The sequence below is a fragment of the Micromonospora sp. NBC_01638 genome (genome assembly GCF_045209745.1).
Taxonomy (GTDB): Bacteria; Actinomycetota; Actinomycetes; order Mycobacteriales; family Micromonosporaceae; genus Micromonospora.
Map to the genome: position 1 here is coordinate 4,710,201 of NZ_CP109273.1, position 22,581 is coordinate 4,732,781.

Below are 22,581 nucleotides of genomic sequence, written 5' to 3' on the forward strand. Positions count from 1 at the left end.
CTGCGAGGCGTATCGCTGACGGAATAGTTGACTCGTCAAATAAGTTGAGAGGTGCATCCGGGGTATCACGGAAGACCCGGTTTGACACGCGAGGAGCTGGTCATGCAGTTCGGAGTCTTTACCGTCGGCGACGTCACGGTCGACCCGACCACCGGTCGGGAGCCGACCGAGCATGAGCGGATCAAGGCGATGGTCGCCATCGCGCTCAAGGCCGAAGAGGTCGGCCTGGACGTCTTCGCCACTGGCGAGCACCACAACCCGCCGTTCGTGCCCTCGTCGCCGACCACCATGCTCGGCCACATCGCGGCGCGCACCGAGCGGCTGCTGCTGTCCACCGCGACCACGCTGATCACCACCAACGACCCGGTGAAGATCGCCGAGGACTACGCGATGCTCCAGCACCTCTCCGACGGCCGGGTGGACCTGATGATGGGCCGCGGCAACACCGGCCCGGTCTACCCGTGGTTCGGCAAGGACATCCGCGCCGGCATTCCCCTCGCGATCGAGAACTACGACCTGTTGCGTCGGCTGTGGCGTGAGGACGTGGTCGACTGGAAGGGCAAGTACCGCACGCCGCTGCAGTCGTTCACCTCGACGCCCCGCCCGCTCGACGGGGTGCCCCCGTTCGTCTGGCACGGCTCGATCCGCAGCCCGGAGATCGCCGAGCAGGCCGCCTACTACGGCGACGGCTTCTTCGCCAACCACATCTTCTGGCCCAAGGAGCACACCCAGCGGATGGTCGGGCTCTACCGCGAGCGGTACGCGCACTATGGCCACGGCTCGGCCGACCAGGCCATCGTCGGCCTCGGCGGGCAGGTGTTCATGCGGCGCAACTCGCAGGACGCGGTCCGGGAGTTCCGGCCGTACTTCGATAACGCCCCGGTCTACGGCCACGGGCCGTCGATGGAGGAGTTCACCCGGGAGACCCCACTGACCGTGGGCAGCCCGCAGCAGGTCATCGACCGCACGCTGGGCTTCCGGGAGTACGTCGGTGACTACCAGCGACAGTTGTTCCTGCTGGACCACGCGGGCCTGCCCCTGAAGACGGTCCTGGAGCAGCTCGACCTGCTCGGCGAGGAGGTCGTGCCGGTGCTGCGCAAGGAGTTCGCCGGGCTGCGTCCGGCGCACGTGCCGGAGGCGCCCACGCACGCCTCGCTGGTCGCCGCAGCGGGCGGCGCCAAGGACAGCACCGTGCACGCCGTCGACGACGTCACGGGCAAGGCGCCGGAGGTGGCCCGATGACCCACCGCACCCTGGCCGTGGTCTCCGCAGGGCTGAGTCAGCCCTCGTCGACCCGGCTGCTCGCCGACCAGCTCGCCGCGGCTACCCGCGACGAGTTGGTCCGGCGCGGCTCCGAGGTGGAGCTGCGCGTCGTCGACCTGCGGGAGTACGCCCACGACGTGGTGAACAACATGCTCACCGGGTTCCCGCCGGCCGCGCTGCGCGGCGCCATCGACGCGGTGACCGGGGCGGACGGGATCATCGCCGTCACCCCGATCTTCAGCGCCTCGTACAACGGGCTGTTCAAGTCCTTTTTCGACGTGCTGGACGCCGAGTCGCTGGTCGACCGGCCGGTGCTGATCGGGGCCACCGGCGGCACCGCCCGGCACTCGTTGGCACTGGAGCACGCCGTCCGTCCGATGTTCAGCTACCTGCGGGCCGTGGTGGTCCCCACCTCGGTCTTCGCCGCCCCGGAGGACTGGTCCGATGGCACCGCGGATGGCGCGTTGCGGGCCCGGATCCGGCGTGCGGCAGGGGAGTTGGCCGATCAGGTCGAGCGTCGGCCGCCGGCCAGCGGCCCCGCCGATCCGTTCGCCCTCACCACCGACTTCCTGCAGATGCTCGGTCGGGGTGACGGTCCGGTCAACTGACCGGGTACGGGTGGGCGACCAGCACCGGGCAGTGCGCGTGCTGGATCGCCGCCTGACTGACCGAGCCGAGCAGCATCCCAATGAATCCGGCCCGGCCCCGGGTGCCCACGACCAGCAGCGACGCCGTGCCGCTGGCCTCGATGAGCCCCTGGGCCGCGCCGGCCGCCCGGACCGGATGCTCCCGCACCACCAGGTCGGGGTGCGCGGAGCGAACCGCGGCGGAGGCGTCGGCCAGCAGCCGCACCGCCTCGGCCTGGTACGCGGCCCGCGACTCCTCGATCTCCTCCGGCATCGTCCGGTCGCCGTCGGGTGGACCAATGTGCGCCAGCACCAGCGGCACGTCCCGCAGCGCTGCCTCGTCGGCGCCGTAGCCTGCGGCGAGCTGGGACGACTCGGAGCCGTCGACGCCGACCAGCACCGGGGCGTCCACCGGGATCGGCTGCTCCTCCGGGCGGACCACCAGCACCGGGCAGTGCGCGTGCGCGGCCACCTGCGCGCCGACCGAGCCGAGCAGGAGCCCGGCGAATCCGCCCAGCCCTCGACTGCCCACCACGACCAGCTCCGCCCGGCGGGACTCCTCGATCATGGTGATGCCGGGACCGCCGGCGACCTGGCGCACCTCGACGACCAGACCGGGCCAGCGGCCGGCCAGGTCGGCCGCGGTGCGTTCCAACATCTTCAGCGCCTCATCGGAGGGCACCGGCACCCCGACGTCGTACGGGTTGAGCGGCACGCCGTAGCCGAGCGGATGCAGGTAGCCGTGCACCAGGAGCAGCGGCCGGGACCGGAGCAGTGCGGCGCGGGCCGCGTGCTCCGCGGCGACGAGGCTGGATGGCGATCCGTCCACTCCCACCACGACAGGTCGGTTCATCGGCACTCCCTGGGTCGGTTTGCTGCCTCAGAGTCATCTTGCTGCCTCTGAGGCATCAGTCTCGTCGCGGATCGACCAATGGGCTGCCAATAGATTTTGCACGGAAGTACGTACATTCGTATTATCGACGTGTGAGCACCGTAGAAGAGCGGCTGGCCGCGCTGGAGACACAGGTCGCCGCGTTGAGCGAGCGCCCGACGGCGGCACCGCCAGCACCGCCCGCGTCCGAGGGCACCTTCTGGGCTCTCGACGGCCTCAAGCAGCGACTGCCGCCCGACGGCACGGGCGCGGTCCTCTACACCGGCACCGTCCGCGTCGCCGACCAGCACTACGACTGGCAGTACGGCCGTACCGTGGACGACCTGCTCGCCGTCGACTGGACGGAGCTGGCCAGCACGCTCTCCGCGCTGGCACACCCGGTCCGGCTGCGGCTGCTGCGGGAGGTCCTCGGCGGTCGGCAGAGCACCAGCGAGCTCGCCGAGATCGAGGAGCTGGGCACCACCGGTCAACTCCATCACCACCTGCGCCAGATCACCTCCGCCGGTTGGCTGCGCAGCGTCGGCCGAGGTCGGTACGCGGTCCCGGCCGAACGCGTGGTGCCGCTGCTGGCCATCCTCACCGCCGCTGGCCGCTGACCCACACCCCGCGGCTCAGCCGCGCATCCGACGACCCCCCACGGAGGAGCCACCATGCGCCGGACGACCGTCACCGCCCTCGTCGTCGCGCTGATCGCCGGCCTGGTCGGGGTGGCGCTGATGCCCCGGGTGCCCCGACTCGGCGCGCAGACCACCGGCGATCGCGACCTGGCCGCTGCCGCACGGTCGGCCACGCCCGATCCGTCGGGGCACCGCGGGCTCGCCGTCGCCCTGGTCGAGGACGGCCGGATCCGCACCGCCGGCCTGGGCGACCGGGACCTCGCCGGTCGACCCGTCGAGCCCGGCACCCCGTTCGAGATCGGCTCGGTCACCAAGGCGCTCACCGGCATGCTCCTCGCCGACCAGGTCGCCGCCGGTGTCGTCGGCCCCGACGACCGGCTCGGCACCACCTGGCCCGAGGTCACCGGCCCGGCCGGCGACAGCACGCTTGCCGAGTTGGCCAGCCACCGCGCCGGACTGCCCCGCCTCGCCCCGGCCTCCGTACTGGGCTGGGCACGCATCCTCTGGGCCAACGTCTCCGGCGGCAACCCGTACGCCGGGCAGGGCGTCGACACCATTCGCAGCGCCGCCGACCGGGTCAGCCCCGACGACGGGCGCGGCGCGGTCCACTACTCCAACCTCGGGCCGTCCGTGCTCGGCCACGCGCTCGCCGCGAAGGCCGGCGTTCCGTACCCCGAGCTGCTGCACGCGCGGCTGCTCCGGCCGCTCGGCATGACCGCCACCGTCGTCGCCACCCGCGACGACGACCTGCCGGCCGGTCGCGCCCAGGGCAGCCGGGCCAGCGGCCGGCCGCTCGACCCCTGGATGGGAGCCGGGTACGCCCCGGCCGGCGTCGGCCCCTGGTCGACGGCGGAGGACCTGGGCAGGTTGCTCGCCGCGACCCTCGCCGGCACCGCGCCCGGCGCCGACGCCGCCACCGCCCGCTTCCGCGAGGACGACGACACCCGCATCGGGTACGGCTGGTTCACCACCCGACACGGCGACCGCGAGGTGGTCTGGCACAACGGCGCGACCAGCGGATTTCGGTCCTACATCGGCTTCGAACGGGCCACCGGCAGGGCGGTGGTGGTGCTCGGCAACACCGACCGGGGCGTCGAGCCGATCGGTCTGCGCCTGCTCGGGTTGCCGGAGAAGGAGGCGGCCGGAGCGGTGGCGCCGGTGGCGCCGGTGTGGACCGGCGCCGGCCTCGCACTGGCCTTCACCTTCCTCGGCGGCCTGTCGCTGCTCGGCACCGCCCGGCGCCGCGAACTGGACCGGGTGACGCTGCTGGCGGCGGCGGTGTGGGCGTTCGCCTATCTCGGCTTGGCGCACCGCATGGGGGACTGGTCGGTGGTGCCGGCCTGGCTGTGGCCGCTCGGGGCCGGGCTCTTTGCGGCGGGGGTGGCCCTGGCGGCGACCCGGTGGCGTGCCCTGCCGGTGGTCGACGCGCGGGTGCCGTGGCGTCGACTGCTGTCGGTGGCGAGTTCCCTGGTCGCCGCCGTGCTGGCGGTCGCGGCCGTCGCCGGCTGAGTCCGCCTCCCCCTTTTTTGACACCCCCGTTGCGTACCCTCGCCCGATGACTTCTGATCTGCGGCTGCGTCCGGTCCTGGAGGACGACCTCGTCGAGTTCTTTCTGCACCAGCAGGACCCGGAGGCCAACCGGATGGCCGCGTTCGGCCCCAAGGACCCGTCCGACCACCGGGAGTTCGCCCGGCACTGGGCCCGGGTGCTCACCGACCCGGCGAACGTGGTCCGCACCGTCGAGGTCGACGGCGACGTGGTCGGCTACGTGAGCGCCTTTCCGGTCGACGACCAGACCGAGGTCAGTTACTGGATCGACCCGGCCCGCTGGGGTCGGGGTCACGCCACGGCGGCCCTGGACGCCCTGCTGCGCGAGCTGCCCCGACCGGTGCACGCCCGCGTCGCCAAGGACAACGCCGCCTCCCTCGCGGTGCTCCGCAAGTGCGGCTTCGTGGTGGTCGGTGAAGACTCGGGGTACGCCAACGGCCGCGGCGAGGACGTCGAGGAGTGGTTGCTGGAACTGCCCGCCGACGGTCCTGGCCTGGCCGGGCACTAGTCTCGCGGAGTGAATTGGTTGGATCTGGTCGGCTGGGCCGGCTCCGCGGTGCTGGTCTGGTCGCTGCTGCAGTCGCGCATCCTGCGGCTGCGCGCGCTCAATCTCGTCGGCTGCCTCGTGTTGATCGGCTACAACGCCGCGATCGAGGTCTGGCCCATGGTCGGGCTCAACATCGTGCTTACGGTGATCAACCTCTGGTACCTGCGGGGGATGCTCGCCACCCGGCACGACGAGAAGACCTACCAGGTGGTGGAGGTCGGCGTCGGCGACCAGTTCCTCGCGCACACGCTGCGGGTGCACGCGGCCGACATCGCCCGGTTCAACCCCGACTTCCACTGGGACCCGGACGCGTCGGGACGTTCCGCGTTCCTGGTGGTCACGGCTGATGAGCTGGTCGGGGTGGTGCTGTCGCACGCCGAGGCGCGCGGAGTCGCCCAGATCGACCTGGACTACGTGACCCCGAAGTTCCGTGACTTCACCCCGGGCGAGTTCGTCTACCGGCGCAGCCACCTGTTCACCGAACGGGGCTTCCACCGGGTGGTCAGCCCGCCCCGAATGGTCGCCCCCTACTACCACCGGCTCGGCTTCCGCCCGGAGGGTGACTCGTACATCCTCGACCTGCCGACATCACCGGTCGTCGATCCGGTGTAGCGTCACCGGCGACCGATCCGGCGTAGCGTCGTGGGGCAGGATTCGGCCGGCGCCGGACGGGGCAAAGACACGCCTACGCCGGGCGGGCTCGCCGACCGGCGGGCGCCGGGCACACCGGCTGGTGCCACCACCACGAGGGAGCGAACCGGGCGTGCAGAGCTACGGGAGCCAACTGGCCCTGGTCGGAATCCTGGTCGTGATCAATGCGCTCTTCGCCGGCAGCGAGATGGCGTTGGTGTCACTGCGGGACAGCCAGATCCAGCGGTTGGAGCGCACCAGCCGGGCCGGGCGGGTCCTGGCCCGGCTCGCCAAGGACCCGAACCGTTTCCTGGCCACCATCCAGATCGGCATCACCCTCGCCGGCTTCCTGGCCTCCGCCGCCGCGGCGGTCTCCCTGGCCAAGCCCCTCGTACCGCTGCTCGGGATGTTCGGCAGCGCCGCCGAGACAGTGGCGATCGTGGTGGTCACCCTCGCGCTGACCTTCGTCACCCTGGTCTTCGGCGAGCTGGCGCCCAAGCGGATCGCCATGCAGTCCGCCGAGCGGTGGGCGCTGCTGGTGGCCCGCCCACTCGACCTGCTCGCCATGTTCACCCGGCCGGCCGTCTGGGCGCTCGGCGCCACCAGCGACCTGGTGGTCCGCCTCGTCGGGCTGAACCCCAAGCACCAGCCGGAGGAGATCAGCCCGGACGAGCTGCGCGACATCGTCGCCGGCAACCACGGCTTCACCAAAGAGCAGCGCGTCATCATCGCGGGCGCGGTGGAGATCGCCGACCGGCGGTTGCGGGCGGTCCTCGTACCCCGGTTGCAGGTCTTCACGCTCGACAGCGGGACCACCGCGGAGGCCGCGCGGCTCGTGCTGGCCGCCACCGGGCACTCCCGCGCTCCGGTGGTGCGCCACGGCGGTCTGGACGACACGGTCGGCGTGATCCACCTGCGCGACCTGGTGGGGGTGCCCGACGACCGCCCGGTCGACGAGATCGGCCGGCCCCCCATGCTCCTGCCCGACTCGCTGCCCGTGGTGGACGCGCTGCGACAGTTCAAGGCCGAGCGCCAGCACATCGCGCTCGTCGTGGACGAGCGCGGCGCCGTCGACGGCATCGTGACGCTGGAGGACATCCTGGAGGAGATCGTCGGAGAGATCTACGACGAGACCGACCGGGACGTGTCTTCGGTGCGCCACGACCCCGACGGCGCCCTGCTGCTACCGGGCACCTTCCCGGTGCACGACCTTCCGGACATCGGCGTCGAGCTGCCGTCGCGCCCGACCGGTGACTACACCACCGTCGCCGGGCTGGTGCTGGCCCGACTCGGGCACATCCCCACCGTCGCCGGTGAGGACGTCACGCTGGACGGCTGGGCGCTGGTCGTGGCCGGCATCGACCACCGGGCGATCACCGAGGTACGGCTCAGCCGCGTACCCGATGCATCCGACACCGACGCCGATCAGGCCGCGGAGCCGGTGCTGGACGAAGCCCGCAGCTGAGCCGTCCGGACCGCGCGCCACTCAGTCGCGCGAGAGGTTCTGCAGCCGGACCTGACCGCGGGCAACCAGCCGCTCGTCGGCGTCGGTGATCTCCACCTGCCAGAGCTGCTGACTGCGGCCCCGGTGCACCGGCGTGCCGACCGCGGTCAGCTCGCCGTCCCGAACGGCCCGCAGGAAGTCGGTCTGGTTCGACACCCCGACCACCGTGCCCCGGTCGGCCAGCCAGAGCGAACCACCCACGCTGGCCGCGGTCTCCACGACGGAGCAGTGCACCCCGCCGTGCTGGATGCCGAACGGCTGGTGCAACTCCGGTCGGACGTGCCAGCTGATGACCACCCGGTCGGCGGTCGCCTCCTCGAACTTCAGGCCGAGCAGGGTGACGAAACCACCCGTCAGGTCCGGCATCTCCACAGCAAACCCCTCCTCGATCAACGGGGCGCAAGCCTAACCGGGGCGGGTTGCGCCAAACCCGGTACGGGTCCGTGCCGGCGATGGGGGAGAATCGGTGACCGTGACCGACAGCAGCCTCCCGCCGACCCGGCGGGACTCCCTGACCGACGACCTGCTCTGGCGTGGCCTAATCCAGGACTCGACCGGCCTCGACGAGCTGCGCGAGCTGCTCGACGGTGGGAGTGCCGCCACCTACTACGTGGGTTTCGACCCCACCGCGCCGAGCCTGCACGTCGGCTCGCTCATGCAGGTCACCATGGCCCGCCGGCTGCAACTCGCCGGCCACCGCCCGTTGCTGCTGGTCGGCGGGGCGACCGGGCAGATCGGTGACCCGAAGGAGAACGCCGAGCGGACACTCAACCCGCCCGACGTGATCGCCGGCTGGGTCGAGCGCATCCGCGACCAGTTGGCGCCGTTCGTGTCGTACACCGGCGAGAACGCGGCACAGCTGGTCAACAACCTGGACTGGACCGGCGAGATGTCGGTGGTCGAGTTCCTCCGCGACGTGGGCAAGCACTTCCCGGTCAACAAGATGCTCGCGCGGGAGGTGGTGCGGGTGCGGTTGGAGACGGGCATCAGCTTCACCGAGTTCAGCTACCAACTGCTGCAGGCCAACGACTTCTTCGAGCTGCACCGCCGGCACGGCTGCCAACTTCAGTTTGGCGGGTCCGACCAGTGGGGCAACATCACCGCCGGCGTCGACTACGTACGCCGACGGGGTGCGGGGCCGGTGCAGGCGTTCACCACACCGCTCGTCACCAAGTCCGACGGCACGAAGTTCGGCAAGACCGAGGGTGGCGCCGTCTGGCTCGACCCGACGATGACCAGCCCGTACGCGTTCTACCAGTTCTGGCTCAACGTCGACGACCGAGAGGTCGACCGGTACCTGCGCTACTTCAGCTTCCGTACGCGTGACGACCTGGAGGAACTGGCGAGGGCGACCGCCGAGCGGCCTGCGGCCCGTCTGGCACAGCGGGCGCTCGCCGAGGAGCTGACCACCCTGGTGCACGGCCCCGAGGAGACCCGACAGGCGATCGCCGCCAGTCAGGCGCTCTTCGGCCGTGGATCGTTGGACGACCTGGCCCCGGAGACGCTGCGCGCGGCGCTGGCCGAGGCCGGTCTGGTGCGCCTCGCCGGCGAATTGCCGGATGTGGCGGGCCTGCTGCGGGACTCCGGGCTCGTGAGTGGTCTCAAGGAGGCTCGCCGGGTGATCGCCGAGGGCGGTGCCTACGTCAACAACAATCGGGTGACCGAGGTGGACGCCGGGGTCTCGCCGGCCGATCTGCTCCATGGACGATACCTGGTGCTGCGTCGCGGAAAACGTTCGTTCGCTGGCGTTGAGCTGGGGGAATAGCCGCCTGTCGACGATGTGACGGGGGACGCGTCCGGTGGATTTGACGATCATCCCGCCGGACGCGTAACTTTCTCTCTGCCAGCGCGGGACGGACGAAACAGGCGAAAGCCTGAAATGGCCGGAGCGCAGGCCAACGGCCTCGGGGTCAGGCGGGCATGCCCACCGGATCCCGGACCGGGAGGTGCCGCCAGAAACGCCGCGAGGCGGATTTGGTGCGGCGAAACCGACCGGGTAGGGTTAGCAACCGGCAGGGCACCGGACGGGTCGCGGAAAGTCGCGACGGCCGGCCTGCCTAATCCGTGACGAGAGCGGCGCAAGCCGGTCGAGACATGGTGCCTGCATTATCGGGTGAAGCATGACGAACCGCGAAACATCGGTTTGACACGGCGGAAACGAGCGGGTAACGTAGTAAAAGTGCCTGGCGCTGGAAAGCGCCGGGGGCACAGCGCGGAAGGCCCCGGGATGGGGTTCCACTGTGGTGGGGCTTCTGATCGGTGTGTGGTTGTTCTTTGAGAACTCAACAGGGTGCTTTAAAAGCCAGTGCCAATTATGATTTATACCCCGGACTGGTTGGGCCTTCGGGTCTGGCTGGTTGGGATTCCTTTGGCAACATTTGTTTGTTGTCAGGATGCTGTTCAACTAATTTTTTGTTGGAGAGTTTGATCCTGGCTCAGGACGAACGCTGGCGGCGTGCTTAACACATGCAAGTCGAGCGGAAAGGCCCTTCGGGGTACTCGAGCGGCGAACGGGTGAGTAACACGTGAGCAACCTGCCCTAGGCTTTGGGATAACCCTCGGAAACGGGGGCTAATACCGAATATTACTTGGTCTCGCATGAGGTTGGGTGGAAAGTTTTTCGGCCTAGGATGGGCTCGCGGCCTATCAGCTTGTTGGTGGGGTAATGGCCTACCAAGGCGACGACGGGTAGCCGGCCTGAGAGGGCGACCGGCCACACTGGGACTGAGACACGGCCCAGACTCCTACGGGAGGCAGCAGTGGGGAATATTGCACAATGGGCGGAAGCCTGATGCAGCGACGCCGCGTGAGGGATGACGGCCTTCGGGTTGTAAACCTCTTTCAGCAGGGACGAAGCGAGAGTGACGGTACCTGCAGAAGAAGCACCGGCCAACTACGTGCCAGCAGCCGCGGTAAGACGTAGGGTGCGAGCGTTGTCCGGATTTATTGGGCGTAAAGAGCTCGTAGGCGGCTTGTCGCGTCGACCGTGAAAACTTGGGGCTCAACTCCAAGCCTGCGGGCGATACGGGCAGGCTAGAGTTCGGTAGGGGAGACTGGAATTCCTGGTGTAGCGGTGAAATGCGCAGATATCAGGAGGAACACCGGTGGCGAAGGCGGGTCTCTGGGCCGAAACTGACGCTGAGGAGCGAAAGCGTGGGGAGCGAACAGGATTAGATACCCTGGTAGTCCACGCTGTAAACGTTGGGCGCTAGGTGTGGGGGGCCTCTCCGGTTTCCTGTGCCGCAGCTAACGCATTAAGCGCCCCGCCTGGGGAGTACGGCCGCAAGGCTAAAACTCAAAGGAATTGACGGGGGCCCGCACAAGCGGCGGAGCATGCGGATTAATTCGATGCAACGCGAAGAACCTTACCTGGGTTTGACATGGCCGCAAAACTCGCAGAGATGTGAGGTCCTTCGGGGGCGGTCACAGGTGGTGCATGGCTGTCGTCAGCTCGTGTCGTGAGATGTTGGGTTAAGTCCCGCAACGAGCGCAACCCTCGTTCGATGTTGCCAGCGCGTTATGGCGGGGACTCATCGAAGACTGCCGGGGTCAACTCGGAGGAAGGTGGGGATGACGTCAAGTCATCATGCCCCTTATGTCCAGGGCTTCACGCATGCTACAATGGCCGGTACAATGGGCTGCGATACCGTGAGGTGGAGCGAATCCCAAAAAGCCGGTCTCAGTTCGGATCGGGGTCTGCAACTCGACCCCGTGAAGTCGGAGTCGCTAGTAATCGCAGATCAGCAACGCTGCGGTGAATACGTTCCCGGGCCTTGTACACACCGCCCGTCACGTCACGAAAGTCGGCAACACCCGAAGCCGGTGGCCCAACCCTTGTGGAGGGAGCCGTCGAAGGTGGGGCTGGCGATTGGGACGAAGTCGTAACAAGGTAGCCGTACCGGAAGGTGCGGCTGGATCACCTCCTTTCTAAGGAGCACCATCCGGTGAAAGCCGGTATGGAGCCCGCGGCCCACATAGTGTTGGGTTGGGGTGCTCAGATGGCGGAGACACTGGCAAGTTTTTCCTCGGCAACGGCTGAGACTTCCTAGTACAGCCACTCTTTGGGGTGGTGGGAACGGGTTGGTCTTGGTGCGGCTGGGTGGAGGCGCTAAGCACCCTGTTGGGTCCTGAAGGAACAACCGTTGTGTTGTTGTTTCAGAGCCTTGAGTGAAGCGTAATAGCTTTGCGAGGTTGCCAGGCATGGCCTGGCCTCATATACCGCCGGCGGTTGGCCGGGTCTTGGTGTGGGGCGGATCGGGTTGTGGGTTGGTCGTTTGTTGAGAATTGCACAGTGGACGCGAGCATCTTTGTGGTCAAGTTGTCAAGGGCGAACGGTGAATGCCTTGGCACCAGGAGCCGATGAAGGACGTGGGAGGCCGCGATAGGCCTGGGGGAGCTGTCAACCAAGCTGTGATCCCAGGGTGTCCGAATGGGGAAACCTGGCACCAGTCATGTGGTGTCACCCACACCTGAACACATAGGGTGTGTGGAGGGAACGCGGGGAAGTGAAACATCTCAGTACCCGCAGGAAGAGAAAACAATTTAGTGATTCCGTGAGTAGTGGCGAGCGAAAGCGGATCGAGGCTAAACCGGCTGCGTGTGATACCTGTCAGGGGTTGCGTGGTCGGGGTTGTGGGACCCTGCTGAACAAGCTGACACTTGTTCGAGAAGTTACAAAGTTAGTGGCTAGTCGAACAGTCTGGAATGGCTGACCGTAGACGGTGAAAGTCCGGTAGGTGAAAGTTGCTGACCTTCTGTGGGTGTTCCCGAGTAGCGGCGGACCCCTGAAATCTGCCGTGAATCTGCCAGGACCACCTGGTAAGCCTAAATACTTCCTGGTGACCGATAGCGGACAAGTACCGTGAGGGAATGGTGAAAAGTACCCCGGGAGGGGAGTGAAATAGTACCTGAAACCGTTCGCCTACAATCCGTCGGAGCCTTACGGGGTGACGGCGTGCCTTTTGAAGAATGAGCCTGCGAGTTAGTGGCATGTGGCGAGGTTAACCCGTGTGGGGGAGCCGTAGCGAAAGCGAGTCTGAATAGGGCGATTCAGTCGCGTGTCCTAGACCCGAAGCGGAGTGATCTAGCCATGGGCAGGCTGAAGCGCGGGTAAGACCGCGTGGAGGGCCGAACCCACCAACGTTGAAAAGTTGGGGGATGACCTGTGGTTAGGGGTGAAAGGCCAATCAAACTCCGTGATAGCTGGTTCTCCCCGAAATGCATTTAGGTGCAGCGTCGCGTGTTTCTTGCCGGAGGTAGAGCACTGGATGGTCTAGGGGGCCCACAAGCTTACCGAAATCAGCCAAACTCCGAATGCCGGTAAGTGAGAGCGCGGCAGTGAGACTGCGGGGGATAAGCTTCGTAGTCGAGAGGGAAACAGCCCAGATCACCAGCTAAGGCCCCTAAGCGTGTGCTAAGTGGAAAAGGATGTGGGGTCGCACAGACAACCAGGAGGTTGGCTTAGAAGCAGCCATCCTTTAAAGAGTGCGTAATAGCTCACTGGTCAAGTGGTTCCGCGCCGACAATGTAGCGGGGCTCAAGCACACCGCCGAAGCTGTGGCATTCACATTTTAACCTTGCTTGGACTTGATTCCTTGTGCAGGTGTGTGGATGGGTAGGGGAGCGTCGTGCCGCGAGTGAAGCAGCGGGGTGACCCAGTTGTGGACGCGGCACGAGTGAGAATGCAGGCATGAGTAGCGAAAGAAGGGTGAGAAACCCTTCCGCCGGATGACCAAGGGTTCCAGGGCCAGGCTAATCCGCCCTGGGTGAGTCGGGACCTAAGGCGAGGCCGAGAGGCGTAGTCGATGGACAACGGGTTGATATTCCCGTACCCGCGAAAGAGCGTCCCTGATGAACCTCGTTGTGCTAACCACCCGAGCTGCTTGATGTCTTCGGACTGATGGTGGGGAGCGTGGGAACCTGATGGGTAGTAGTCAAGCGATGGGGTGACGCAGGAAGGTAGCTGAGCCCGGCCGGTGGTTGTGCCGGGGTAAGCGTGTAGGCCGTGTTGTAGGCAAATCCGCAACACATGTTGGCTGAGACGTGATGCCGAGCCGATTCAGGTGAAGTCAGTGATCCTATGCTGCCGAGAAAAGCCTCTAGCGAGTTCTTAGCGGCCCGTACCCCAAACCGACACAGGTGGTCAGGTAGAGAATACCGAGGCGATCGGGCGAACTGTGGTTAAGGAACTCGGCAAATTGCCCCCGTAACTTAGGGAGAAGGGGGGCCGGAGACGTGAAGCCCCGCGCGGGTGGAGCGTTGTATGGCCGCAGAGAGCAGGGGGAAGCGACTGTTTACTAAAAACACAGGTCCATGCGAAGAAGTAATTCGATGTATATGGACTGACGCCTGCCCGGTGCTGGAACGTTAAGGGGACCTGTTAGCTCTTTCGGGGGCGAAGCGGAGAACTTAAGCGCCAGTAAACGGCGGTGGTAACTATAACCATCCTAAGGTAGCGAAATTCCTTGTCGGGTAAGTTCCGACCTGCACGAATGGCGTAACGACTTCCCCACTGTCTCAACCACAGGCCCGGCGAAATTGCAGTACGAGTAAAGATGCTCGTTACGCGCGGCAGGACGGAAAGACCCCGGGACCTTTACTATAGCTTGACATTGGTACTCGAATTAGCTTGTGTAGGATAGGTGGGAGCCGGTGAAGTCCATACGCCAGTATGGGTGGAGGCAATCTTGAAATACCACTCTGGTTGATTTGGGTATCTAACTTCGGACCGTTATCCGGTTCAGGGACAGTGTCTGGTGGGTAGTTTAACTGGGGCGGTTGCCTCCTAAAAGGTAACGGAGGCGCCCAAAGGTTCCCTCAGCCTGGTTGGCAATCAGGTGTTGAGTGCAAGTACACAAGGGAGCTTGACTGTGAGACTGACAGGTCGAGCAGGGACGAAAGTCGGGACTAGTGATCCGGCACTTGCGAGTGGAAGCGGTGTCGCTCAACGGATAAAAGGTACCCCGGGGATAACAGGCTGATCTTCCCCAAGAGTCCATATCGACGGGATGGTTTGGCACCTCGATGTCGGCTCGTCGCATCCTGGGGCTGTAGCAGGTCCCAAGGGTTGGGCTGTTCGCCCATTAAAGCGGCACGCGAGCTGGGTTTAGAACGTCGTGAGACAGTTCGGTCCCTATCCGCCGCGCGCGTAGGATACTTGAGAAGGGCTGTCCCTAGTACGAGAGGACCGGGACGGACGAACCTCTGGTGTGCCAGTTGTCCTGCCAAGGGCACGGCTGGTTAGCTACGTTCGGAAGGGATAACCGCTGAAAGCATCTAAGCGGGAAGCCTGCTTCAAGATGAGGTATCCCACCCACCTTGGTGGGGTAAGGCCCCCAGCTAGACGACTGGGTTGATAGGCCGGAAATGTAAGCCCGGTAACGGGTTCAGTTGACCGGTACTAATAGGCCGAGGACTTGACTACTAAGCTGCTACGCGTCCACTGTGCAACTCTCGATAAACGAACAACAGACCACGTGTGTGGTGTTGTTTGATATGTCGATAGAGTTACGGCGGTCATGGCGGAGGGGAAACGCCCGGTCACATTCCGAACCCGGAAGCTAAGCCCTCCAGCGCCGATGGTACTGCACTCGTGAGGGTGTGGGAGAGTAGGACGCCGCCGGACAATCTTTCCAGTCGAGGGCCGCCCCATCCGGGTCGGCCCTCGACTGCGTAGCGCCATTGGTGGCGCAATCAGGAAGGATGTACCTGTGAGTTCAGGACCGCAGGGCGGAGACCGTCCCCGTCGCTACGAAGACCGTACTGACGGCGCGGGCGGACGCGACGGCGGCCCGCGCCGCGATGACCGAGACCGGCCCCCGTACCGGGGAGACCGTGACAGCGGTGGCGGTGCCCGTGGCGGCTACGCCGGCGGCCGCGACTCTGGTTCCCGTGGTGGTGACCGGGACCGTTCGAGCGCTCCGCGTGAGGGCGGCGGCTTCCGCGGTGGTGACCGGGACCGTTCGAGCGCTCCGCGTGAGGGCGGCGGCTTCCGTGGTGGTGACCGGGACCGTTCCAGCGCTCCGCGCGACGGTGGTTTCCGTGGTGGTGACCGGGACCGTTCCAGCGCTCCGCGTGAGGGCGGCGGCTTCCGTGGTGGCGACCGGGACCGTTCCAGCGCTCCGCGCGACGGTGGTTTCCGTGGTGGTGACCGGGACCGTTCCAGCGCTCCGCGTGAGGGCGGTGGTTTCCGTGGTGGTGACCGGGACCGTTCCAGCGCTCCGCGCGACGGTGGTTTCCGCGGCGGTGACCGTCGTGAGGGTGGTTTCCGTGGTGGTGACCGGGACCGTTCGAGCGCTCCGCGTGAGGGTGGTTTCCGCGGTGGTGACCGGGACCGTTCCAGCGCTCCGCGCGAGGGTGGCTTCGGCGATCGTCGTGAGGGCGGTTTCCGCGGTGGTGACCGGGACCGTTCGAGCGCTCCGCGCGAGGGTGGCTTCGGCGATCGTCGTGAGGGTGGCTTCCGCGGTGGTGACCGGGACCGTTCCAGCGCTCCGCGTGAGGGCGGCGGCTTCCGTGGTGGTGACCGGGACCGTTCCAGCGCTCCGCGTGAGGGTGGCTTCCGCGGTGGCGACCGGGACCGTTCCAGCGCTCCGCGTGAGGGTGGCTTCCGCGGTGGCGACCGGGACCGTTCCAGCGCTCCGCGTGAGGGTGGCTTCCGCGGTGGCGACCGGGACCGTTCCAGCGCTCCGCGTGAGGGCGGTTTCCGCGGTGGCGACCGGGACCGTTCCAGCGCTCCGCGTGAGGGCGGTTTCCGCGGTGGCGACCGGGACCGTTCCAGCGCTCCGCGTGAGGGCGGTTTCCGCGGTGGTGACCGGGACCGTTCCAGCGCTCCGCGTGAGGGCGGTTTCCGCGGTGGCGACCGGGACCGTTCCAGCGCTCCGCGTGAGGGCGGTTTCCGCGGTGGCGACCGGGACCGTTCCAGCGCTCCGCGTGAGGGCGGTTTCCGCGGTGGTGACCGGGACCGTTCCAGCGCTCCGCGCGAGGGCGGTTTCGGCGATCGTCGTGAGGGTGGCTTCCGTGGCGGTGACCGCGAGGGTGGCTTCCGTGGCGGCGATCGTCGTGAAGGTGGCTTCCGCGACGGATCTCGGCCTGGTGCGCCCCGCGAGGGCGGCGGCTTCCGCGGCGGTGACCGTGACGGCTCGCGCTCAAGCGCTCCGCGTGAGGGTGGCTTCCGCGGCGGTGACCGCGACGGCAGTTACCGCGGTGGTGACCGTCGTGAGGGTGGCTTCCGTGGCGGTGACCGGGACCGTTCCAGCGCTCCGCGTGAGGGTGGTTTCCGTGGTGGGGACCGCGAGGGCGGCTTCCGTGGCGGCGACCGAGGCAGCTCCCGGCCGAGTGGGCCGCGTGAGAGCGGTGGCTACCGTGGCGGTGACCGCGACGGTGGCTACCGCGGTGGCGACCGTGCGGGTGCGCCCCGGGCCGACGAGCGGCCGCGTCGCGAGGGAGAGTTCCGCCGCGACGACCGCGCTGGCGGCTCAGAGTCGTTCGAGGGCGGGCGTAGCTCGGCCCCGGCGCTGCCGGACGACATCGTCGCGACCGACCTGGACAAGGACGTTCGCGCTGAGCTGCTCTCGCTGAACAAGCCGGTCGCCGAGACGGTGGCCCGGCACCTGGTTGCCACCGGTCAGCTGATCGACGAGGACCCAGCCGAGGCGTTGGCGCACGCGCTGGCCGCCCGGCGGCTCGCTTCGCGTATCTCCGCCGTCCGTGAGGCGGTCGGCCTGGCCGCCTACCACGCGGGTGAGTGGCAGTCGGCGATCGCGGAGCTGCGCACGTACCACCGGATGAGCGGGCTGCAGAGCCACCTGGCCGTACTCGCGGACTGCGAGCGGGCTCTCGGGCGGCCGGAGCGGGCCATCGACCTGTTCCGCGGCGCTGACCGGGAGAAGTTGGACCAGGCCGTGGCGATCGAGCTGCTGATCGTCGCCGCCGGCGCCCGGGGTGACCTCGGTCAGAAGGACGCGGCGGTCGCGATGCTCCAGGTCCCGGACCTCACGAGCGAGGCCACGGTGCCGTGGACGGCCCGGCTGCGTTACGCGTACGCCGACGCACTGCTCGCCGTGGGCCGGCGCGAGGAGGCTCGTGAGTGGTTCTCCCGCGCTGCTGACGTGGACACCGAGGGCGAGACCGACGCCGCCGAGCGGCTGCTGGAACTCGACGGCGTGGTCATCGAAGGCGACGACGAGGACGAAGCCGCCGAGGAGATCGCCGCAGGCCCGGGCGCTCCCGGCGCGGTGCCGGCCCAACCTGACGCCGACCTGGCCGCCGACGACGAAGACGACGACGAAGACGACGAAGACGACGACGACGACGAAGACGACGACGACGAAGACGACGACGACGAAGACGACGACGACGACGAAGACGACGACGAAGACGACGACGAAGACGAAGACGACGACGAAGACGAAGACGACGACGAAGACGACGACGACGACGACGACGAAGACGAAGACGACGACGAAGACGAAGACGAGGACCGTCGCCCGGACGAGGGCGGCAACGCCGGCGCTGACACCGCTGCCGACAGCAGCGTGACGTCCGACGACGCGGTGAACGCCGACGGGACCGCTCAGTCCCGGAACGACGAGTCGGGGTCGACGCAGCGGTGAACGCGGGCGCGGGGGAGCGGCTGGTCGACGGGTACACCCTGGTGGTCTTCGACCTGGACGGGGTGATCTACCTGATCGATCGGCCGATCCCCGGCGCCGTCGAGGCGGTGGCCCGGCTGCACGCCGAGGGACGGACGGTGGCGTACGCCACCAACAACGCGTCCCGCCGGTCCAGCGACGTGGCCGACCTGCTGACCGGGATGGGCGTGCCGGCCCGACCGGAGGAGGTGCTCACCTCCGCCGCCGCCTCGGCCGAGCTGCTTCGTGACCGACTGCCCGCCGGCGCGCCGGTGCTGGTGGTCGGGGCGGAGGCGCTGCGCGCGGAGCTGCGCGCGGTCGGATTGACCCCGGTGACCCGAGCCGACGAGAACCCGGCCGCGGTGGTGCAGGGGTACGGCCCGCAGGTCGGTTGGGCCGAGCTGGCCGAAGCCTCAATCGCGGTGCGGGCCGGTGCGCTCTGGATCGCCACCAACACCGACCGGACCCTGCCCAGCGGGCGGGGACCGTTGCCAGGCAACGGTTCGCTGGTCGCTGTGCTGCGTACGGCGCTGGAGCGGGACCCCGACGTGGTGGTCGGCAAGCCCGAGTCGGCGCTGTTCGAGACTGCCGCTCGGCGCAGTGGCGGTGGCCGGAGCCTTGTCGTGGGCGACCGGCTGGACACCGACATCGAGGGCGCCCGCCGGGCCGGGCTGGACAGCCTGCTCGTGCTCACCGGCGTCAGCGGCGTACCGGATCTGCTGGCTGCCGAAGCGCGGCGTCGTCCCACGTACGTCGCGAGGGACCTGGCGGGGCTCTTCGACCCGGCTGCGGCCGTGCGGGTCCCGGGCACGGCGGCAACCGGCGGCTGGTCCGTGACCGACCGCGACGGCACGCTGGAGCTGGCCGGGTCAGGTCGGCCACTGGACGCGCTGGCCGCGCTCTGCGCGGCGGCCTGGTCGGCGCCGGCGCCGGCGCTGCCGAAGATTCGCCCGATCGGCCCGGATGCGGCCCACGCGTTGGAAAGCTTCGGTCTGACTGCCGCTGCGTGACCCGGACCACCTGACCGACGTTCGTCAGAGCAGCTTGCGTAACTTCAGCAGGTCGAACGGGGTGGCCTTGATCGACACTCGGCGGGACGTCACCGCGCCGGTGACGTCCAGGTCGCCGCGGACCAGGGCGAGCAGATCGTCGCTGGACGTGCTCAGCGCGATCTTCGCCTTGGGGTCGTCGCCGTCGGTCAGCTCGACCAGGCGGCCACCGGTGATCCGGCCGTGGAACGCGGTGTCCAGATCGGTGATCCGGCAGGCCAGCGTGCGGTCCAGGTCGATCCGTTCGCGCACCGTCTCGGCGTTGCGATCCAGCCGGGCGGCCAGCTCCTGTAGCGCCTGCCGGCACTCGTCCACGCTGGCCACATCTCCCCCTCGCTGATCGCCACGCCGTCCTCGGCACCGTACCGCACGGGATGGTCCGGGGTGCCCGGTAGCGTGACACCTACACACCTCGCCCCCGTGGAAGGACTCAGGCATGCAGGACGCGTGGCGCGCCTACCTCGAGCTGGCCATGGGCCTTGCGGAGGCGCCCCGAAAGAAGGCCCAGGACGTGGCCCGTCGCCTCGTCGGCTCCGGCGGCGCGACCGCCGCCCAACTCCAAGCCCTCGGCGAGGAGCTGATCACCACCGGCGCCGCCAACCGGGAAGCGCTGACCAAGTTGGTTCGCTTCGAGGTCGATCGGGCCCTCGGCGCGGTCGGCCTGGCCACCTCTGACGAGGTGGCCGAGCTGACCCGACGGGTGCACGACCTGGAACGGCAGCTACGCGAGGCGCGCGCCGCCGAGCCGGCGAACGCGCCGACCGCCGGGCCTACGGAGCAACCCGACCCGACCCTCGCCGCGCAGCCCGGAGCTGGTCTCGTGCCGTCGGACGCCTCGGCGGCTGCCCCGGTCTCCGCGCCGGTGGCGAAGAAGGCCGTCGCGAAGAAGGCCGTCGCCAAGAAGGCGATCGTGAAGAAGCCGCCGGCGACGATCAGCCGGACCGCCGACGATGCCCCGACCCCAGCGGCCATGCCCGCCAAGAAGGCGGTCCGCAAGCAGCCGCCGGACGGCGCCGAATGAGCCGGCCCGGTCCGCCGGCCGGCGGGTCGTTCCCGGGCCGGCCCGGTCCTCCGCTGGGTGTCCGCCCCGACCCACTGCCGGACGTCGGGGCCGACGAGGCGCGGCACCCGGCGGTGGACGCCGCCGTGCAGGCCATGGCCAACGCGGCGACGCTCGCCCCGGCCGACCAGATCGCGCAGTACGAGGCGGCCTACGAGACGCTGCGGGAAACCCTCGCCACCATTGACCAGACCTGAGCGGCACGACCAGGCCTGAGCAGACCGGAGAACCCCCCATGGCACGTCGCAACCGGCTGGACGCCGAACTCGTCCGCCGCGGTCTGGCCCGCTCCCGGGAGCAGGCCGCCGCGTTGGTGGAGGCCGGCCGGGTCCAGCTGCGCGGGGTGGTCGCGCGCAAGGCCGCCGCGATGGTCGACCCCGCCGATCCGCTGCTGGTCACCGGCGAAAACCCGACCGAGGAGTACGTCTCCCGGGGCGGGCACAAGCTCGCGGGCGCGCTGGCCGCGTTCGGCCCCGGTGGGCTGCACGTCGCCGGGCGGCGCTGCCTGGACGCCGGCGCGTCGACCGGTGGCTTCACCGACGTGCTGCTGCGCGCCGACGCCGCAGAGGTGGTGGCCGTGGACGTCGGCTATGGGCAGCTCGCCTGGTCGCTGCGCACCGACGAGCGGGTCCGCGTTCTGGAACGCACCAATGTCCGTACCCTCGATCCTGATGCGATCGATGGGCCGGTCGACCTCACGGTGGCCGACCTGTCGTTCATCTCGCTGCGGTTGGTGCTGCCGGCGTTGGCGGGCTGCACCCGCGACGACGGTGACCTGGCGTTGATGGTGAAGCCGCAGTTCGAGGTCGGCAAGGACCGGGTCGGTGCCGGCGGCGTGGTCCGCGATCCGGAGCTGCGCGCCGAAGCGGTGCTGGACGTTGCCGCGGCGGCCGCGCGGCTCGGCCTTGGCCTTGCCGACGTGGCGGCCAGCCCGCTGCCCGGGCCGAGCGGCAACGTGGAGTTCTTCGTATGGTTGCGCCGGGGCGCACCACCGGCCGACCCGCAGCGGGTGCGGGCCGTGGTGGCGGCCGGGCCGGACGGCCCGACGACGGCCGGCGACGTGCCGGACGTGGCGGCGGCGGAGGAGATCGCAGGGTGAACGCGTGCAGCGAGGGCACCGGAACGACACGCGGTTGTAGCGGGGCGACGGTGGGACAACGCCGCCCGGTCCCGGACGAGCGGGCGGCCCGATGAGTCGGACCGCGCTGCTGGTGACCCACACCGGCCGTCGGCGCAGCACGGAGCACGCGCGGTCGGTCGCCGCCGACCTGATCGCCGCGGGTTTCGAGGTACGGGTGGTCGCCGACGAGGCCGAGGACCTGGACCTGCCCGGGGTGGTGCCGGTTGCCGGCCTGCAGGCCGCCGAGGGCACCGAGATCGTCTTCGCGCTCGGTGGGGACGGCACCTTCCTGCGCGCCGCCGAGCTGGCCCGGCCGGCGAAGGCGCCGCTGCTCGGCATCAACCTCGGCAAGGTGGGCTTCCTGGCCGAGGCGGAGATCGACGACCTGGACACCGCGGTCCGTGACGTCGTCGGTCGTCATTACACCGTGGATGAGCGGCTCACCCTGGACGTCACCGCCGAGTTCGACGGCGGGCCGACCATCGAGTCCTGGGCGCTCAACGAGATCAGCATCGAGAAGGGCGAGCGGGCGCAGATGCTCGAGCTGCTCGTCGACGTGGACGGGCGACCGCTGTCCCGCTACGGCTGCGACGGTGTCGTCTGCGCCACCCCCACCGGCTCCACCGCGTACGCGTTCTCCGGTGGGGGCCCCGTGGTCTGGCCGGAGGTGGAGGCGTTGCTGCTGGTGCCGATCAGCGCGCATGCGTTGTTCAGCCGCCCGTTGGTCACGGCCCCGACGTCCACCTTCGTGATCACTGTGGACCCGTTCACCACCCTCGCCGTGCTCTCCTGCGACGGGCGGCGGGTCTACGACCTTCCACCCGGCGCTCGGGTGACGGTGCGTCGGGGTGCTCTGCCGGTGCGCATCGTGCGGCTGCGGCCCCGCCCGTTCACCGACCGGCTGGTCGCCAAGTTCGACCTTCCCGTGCATGGTTGGCGCGGCAGCCGCCGGTGACCGTGGCGCACACCGTCGGTGGACGTCGGTTGTCCACCTGACGACATGTCGCCGCTGCGGCGGCTGGCGACTAGTGACCTGGTGACAGGCTCCGTCGCAGACTCCGATCGGCCCTCATCCACGGATGGCGGGCCTGGAGGAG

18 protein-coding genes and 3 rRNA genes are annotated in these 22,581 nt (G+C 68.5%); 18 read left to right on the top strand and 3 right to left on the bottom strand.

From position 1 onward, the window contains the following. Window positions 1–102: 102 nt before the first annotated feature. Complete coding sequence (locus tag OG811_RS22235; RefSeq protein WP_406068396.1) at window positions 103–1,242, top strand: LLM class flavin-dependent oxidoreductase; 1,140 nt, start codon at window positions 103–105, stop codon at window positions 1,240–1,242. Further along, a complete protein-coding gene (locus OG811_RS22240) occupies window positions 1,239–1,871 on the top strand; it encodes an FMN reductase (RefSeq protein ID WP_406068398.1) in 633 nt (210 codons plus the stop codon). The genes OG811_RS22235 and OG811_RS22240 overlap by 4 nt, the downstream gene beginning before the upstream one ends. Here OG811_RS22240 and OG811_RS22245 read toward each other — a convergent pair. Further along, the gene (locus OG811_RS22245; protein ID WP_406068400.1) at window positions 1,864–2,748 is read right to left on the bottom strand and encodes a universal stress protein; all 885 of its coding nucleotides are present in this window, start codon (window positions 2,746–2,748) and stop codon (window positions 1,864–1,866) included. The two genes, OG811_RS22240 and OG811_RS22245, sit on opposite strands and share 8 nt — an antisense overlap. Window positions 2,749–2,873: 125 nt before the next feature. Between OG811_RS22245 and OG811_RS22250 the strand changes: the two genes are divergently transcribed. The 5 genes from OG811_RS22250 to OG811_RS22270 all read left to right on the top strand — a co-directional run bounded on the left by OG811_RS22250 (window position 2,874) and on the right by OG811_RS22270 (window position 7,588). Next, window positions 2,874–3,377, top strand: coding sequence for an ArsR/SmtB family transcription factor (locus tag OG811_RS22250; protein ID WP_406068401.1), 504 nt, complete (start codon window positions 2,874–2,876; stop codon window positions 3,375–3,377). Between the two features lie 54 nt (window positions 3,378–3,431). Then, entirely contained in the window at window positions 3,432–4,907 is a 1,476-nt protein-coding gene (locus OG811_RS22255; RefSeq protein WP_406068403.1) for a serine hydrolase domain-containing protein, read from the top strand. Window positions 4,908–4,953: 46 nt separating this feature from the next. After that, complete coding sequence (locus OG811_RS22260; RefSeq protein WP_406068404.1) at window positions 4,954–5,454, top strand: GNAT family N-acetyltransferase; 501 nt, start codon at window positions 4,954–4,956, stop codon at window positions 5,452–5,454. Window positions 5,455–5,463: 9 nt separating this feature from the next. Further along, window positions 5,464–6,105 carry a hypothetical protein gene (locus tag OG811_RS22265; protein ID WP_406068406.1) on the top strand — a complete coding sequence of 214 codons (642 nt, stop codon included), beginning with the start codon at window positions 5,464–5,466 and terminating at the stop codon, window positions 6,103–6,105. A 151-nt stretch (window positions 6,106–6,256) separates the two neighbouring features. Further along, a complete protein-coding gene (locus tag OG811_RS22270; RefSeq protein ID WP_406068408.1) occupies window positions 6,257–7,588 on the top strand; it encodes a hemolysin family protein in 1,332 nt (443 codons plus the stop codon). A 21-nt stretch (window positions 7,589–7,609) separates the two neighbouring features. Here OG811_RS22270 and OG811_RS22275 read toward each other — a convergent pair whose 3' ends face one another. After that, window positions 7,610–7,993, bottom strand: a complete 384-nt coding sequence (locus OG811_RS22275) for a PaaI family thioesterase (protein WP_406068410.1) — start codon at window positions 7,991–7,993, stop codon at window positions 7,610–7,612. 106 nt (window positions 7,994–8,099) lie between these two features. Between OG811_RS22275 and tyrS the strand changes: the two genes are divergently transcribed. The 7 genes from tyrS to OG811_RS22310 all read left to right on the top strand — a co-directional run bounded on the left by tyrS (window position 8,100) and on the right by OG811_RS22310 (window position 19,265). Further along, entirely contained in the window at window positions 8,100–9,392 is a 1,293-nt protein-coding gene (gene tyrS / locus OG811_RS22280; protein ID WP_406075859.1) for a tyrosine--tRNA ligase, read from the top strand. 647 nt (window positions 9,393–10,039) lie between these two features. Next, a 16S ribosomal RNA gene (locus OG811_RS22285) occupies window positions 10,040–11,554 on the top strand. A 384-nt stretch (window positions 11,555–11,938) separates the two neighbouring features. Next, window positions 11,939–15,050, top strand: a 23S ribosomal RNA gene (locus OG811_RS22290). A gap of 84 nt (window positions 15,051–15,134) precedes the next feature. Next, window positions 15,135–15,251 (top strand): 5S ribosomal RNA (gene rrf, locus OG811_RS22295). Together the 16S, 23S and 5S rRNA genes form the textbook arrangement of a ribosomal RNA operon. A 218-nt stretch (window positions 15,252–15,469) precedes the next feature. Further along, entirely contained in the window at window positions 15,470–17,203 is a 1,734-nt protein-coding gene (locus OG811_RS22300; RefSeq protein WP_406076014.1) for a hypothetical protein, read from the top strand. A gap of 20 nt (window positions 17,204–17,223) precedes the next feature. Next, a complete protein-coding gene (locus tag OG811_RS22305) occupies window positions 17,224–18,237 on the top strand; it encodes a hypothetical protein (RefSeq protein ID WP_406075861.1) in 1,014 nt (337 codons plus the stop codon). After that, entirely contained in the window at window positions 18,234–19,265 is a 1,032-nt protein-coding gene (locus OG811_RS22310) for an HAD-IIA family hydrolase (RefSeq protein ID WP_406068412.1), read from the top strand. The genes OG811_RS22305 and OG811_RS22310 overlap by 4 nt, the downstream gene beginning before the upstream one ends. A gap of 24 nt (window positions 19,266–19,289) precedes the next feature. On the opposite strand, the gene OG811_RS22315 is transcribed toward OG811_RS22310, so the two are convergent. Continuing rightward, the gene (locus OG811_RS22315; protein WP_406068414.1) at window positions 19,290–19,628 is read right to left on the bottom strand and encodes an SCP2 sterol-binding domain-containing protein; all 339 of its coding nucleotides are present in this window, start codon (window positions 19,626–19,628) and stop codon (window positions 19,290–19,292) included. Window positions 19,629–19,740: 112 nt separating this feature from the next. On the opposite strand from OG811_RS22315, the gene OG811_RS22320 reads away from it, so the two are divergent. The 4 genes from OG811_RS22320 to OG811_RS22335 all read left to right on the top strand — a co-directional run bounded on the left by OG811_RS22320 (window position 19,741) and on the right by OG811_RS22335 (window position 22,439). Further along, window positions 19,741–20,325, top strand: coding sequence for a phasin family protein (locus OG811_RS22320; RefSeq protein WP_406068416.1), 585 nt, complete (start codon window positions 19,741–19,743; stop codon window positions 20,323–20,325). Continuing rightward, window positions 20,322–20,561, top strand: a complete 240-nt coding sequence (locus OG811_RS22325) for a hypothetical protein (protein ID WP_406068418.1) — start codon at window positions 20,322–20,324, stop codon at window positions 20,559–20,561. The genes OG811_RS22320 and OG811_RS22325 overlap by 4 nt, the downstream gene beginning before the upstream one ends. A 38-nt stretch (window positions 20,562–20,599) precedes the next feature. Continuing rightward, window positions 20,600–21,463, top strand: a complete 864-nt coding sequence (locus tag OG811_RS22330; protein ID WP_406068419.1) for a TlyA family RNA methyltransferase — start codon at window positions 20,600–20,602, stop codon at window positions 21,461–21,463. Window positions 21,464–21,554: 91 nt separating this feature from the next. Further along, window positions 21,555–22,439 carry an NAD kinase gene (locus tag OG811_RS22335; RefSeq protein ID WP_406068421.1) on the top strand — a complete coding sequence of 295 codons (885 nt, stop codon included), beginning with the start codon at window positions 21,555–21,557 and terminating at the stop codon, window positions 22,437–22,439. Window positions 22,440–22,581 lie beyond the last annotated feature (142 nt).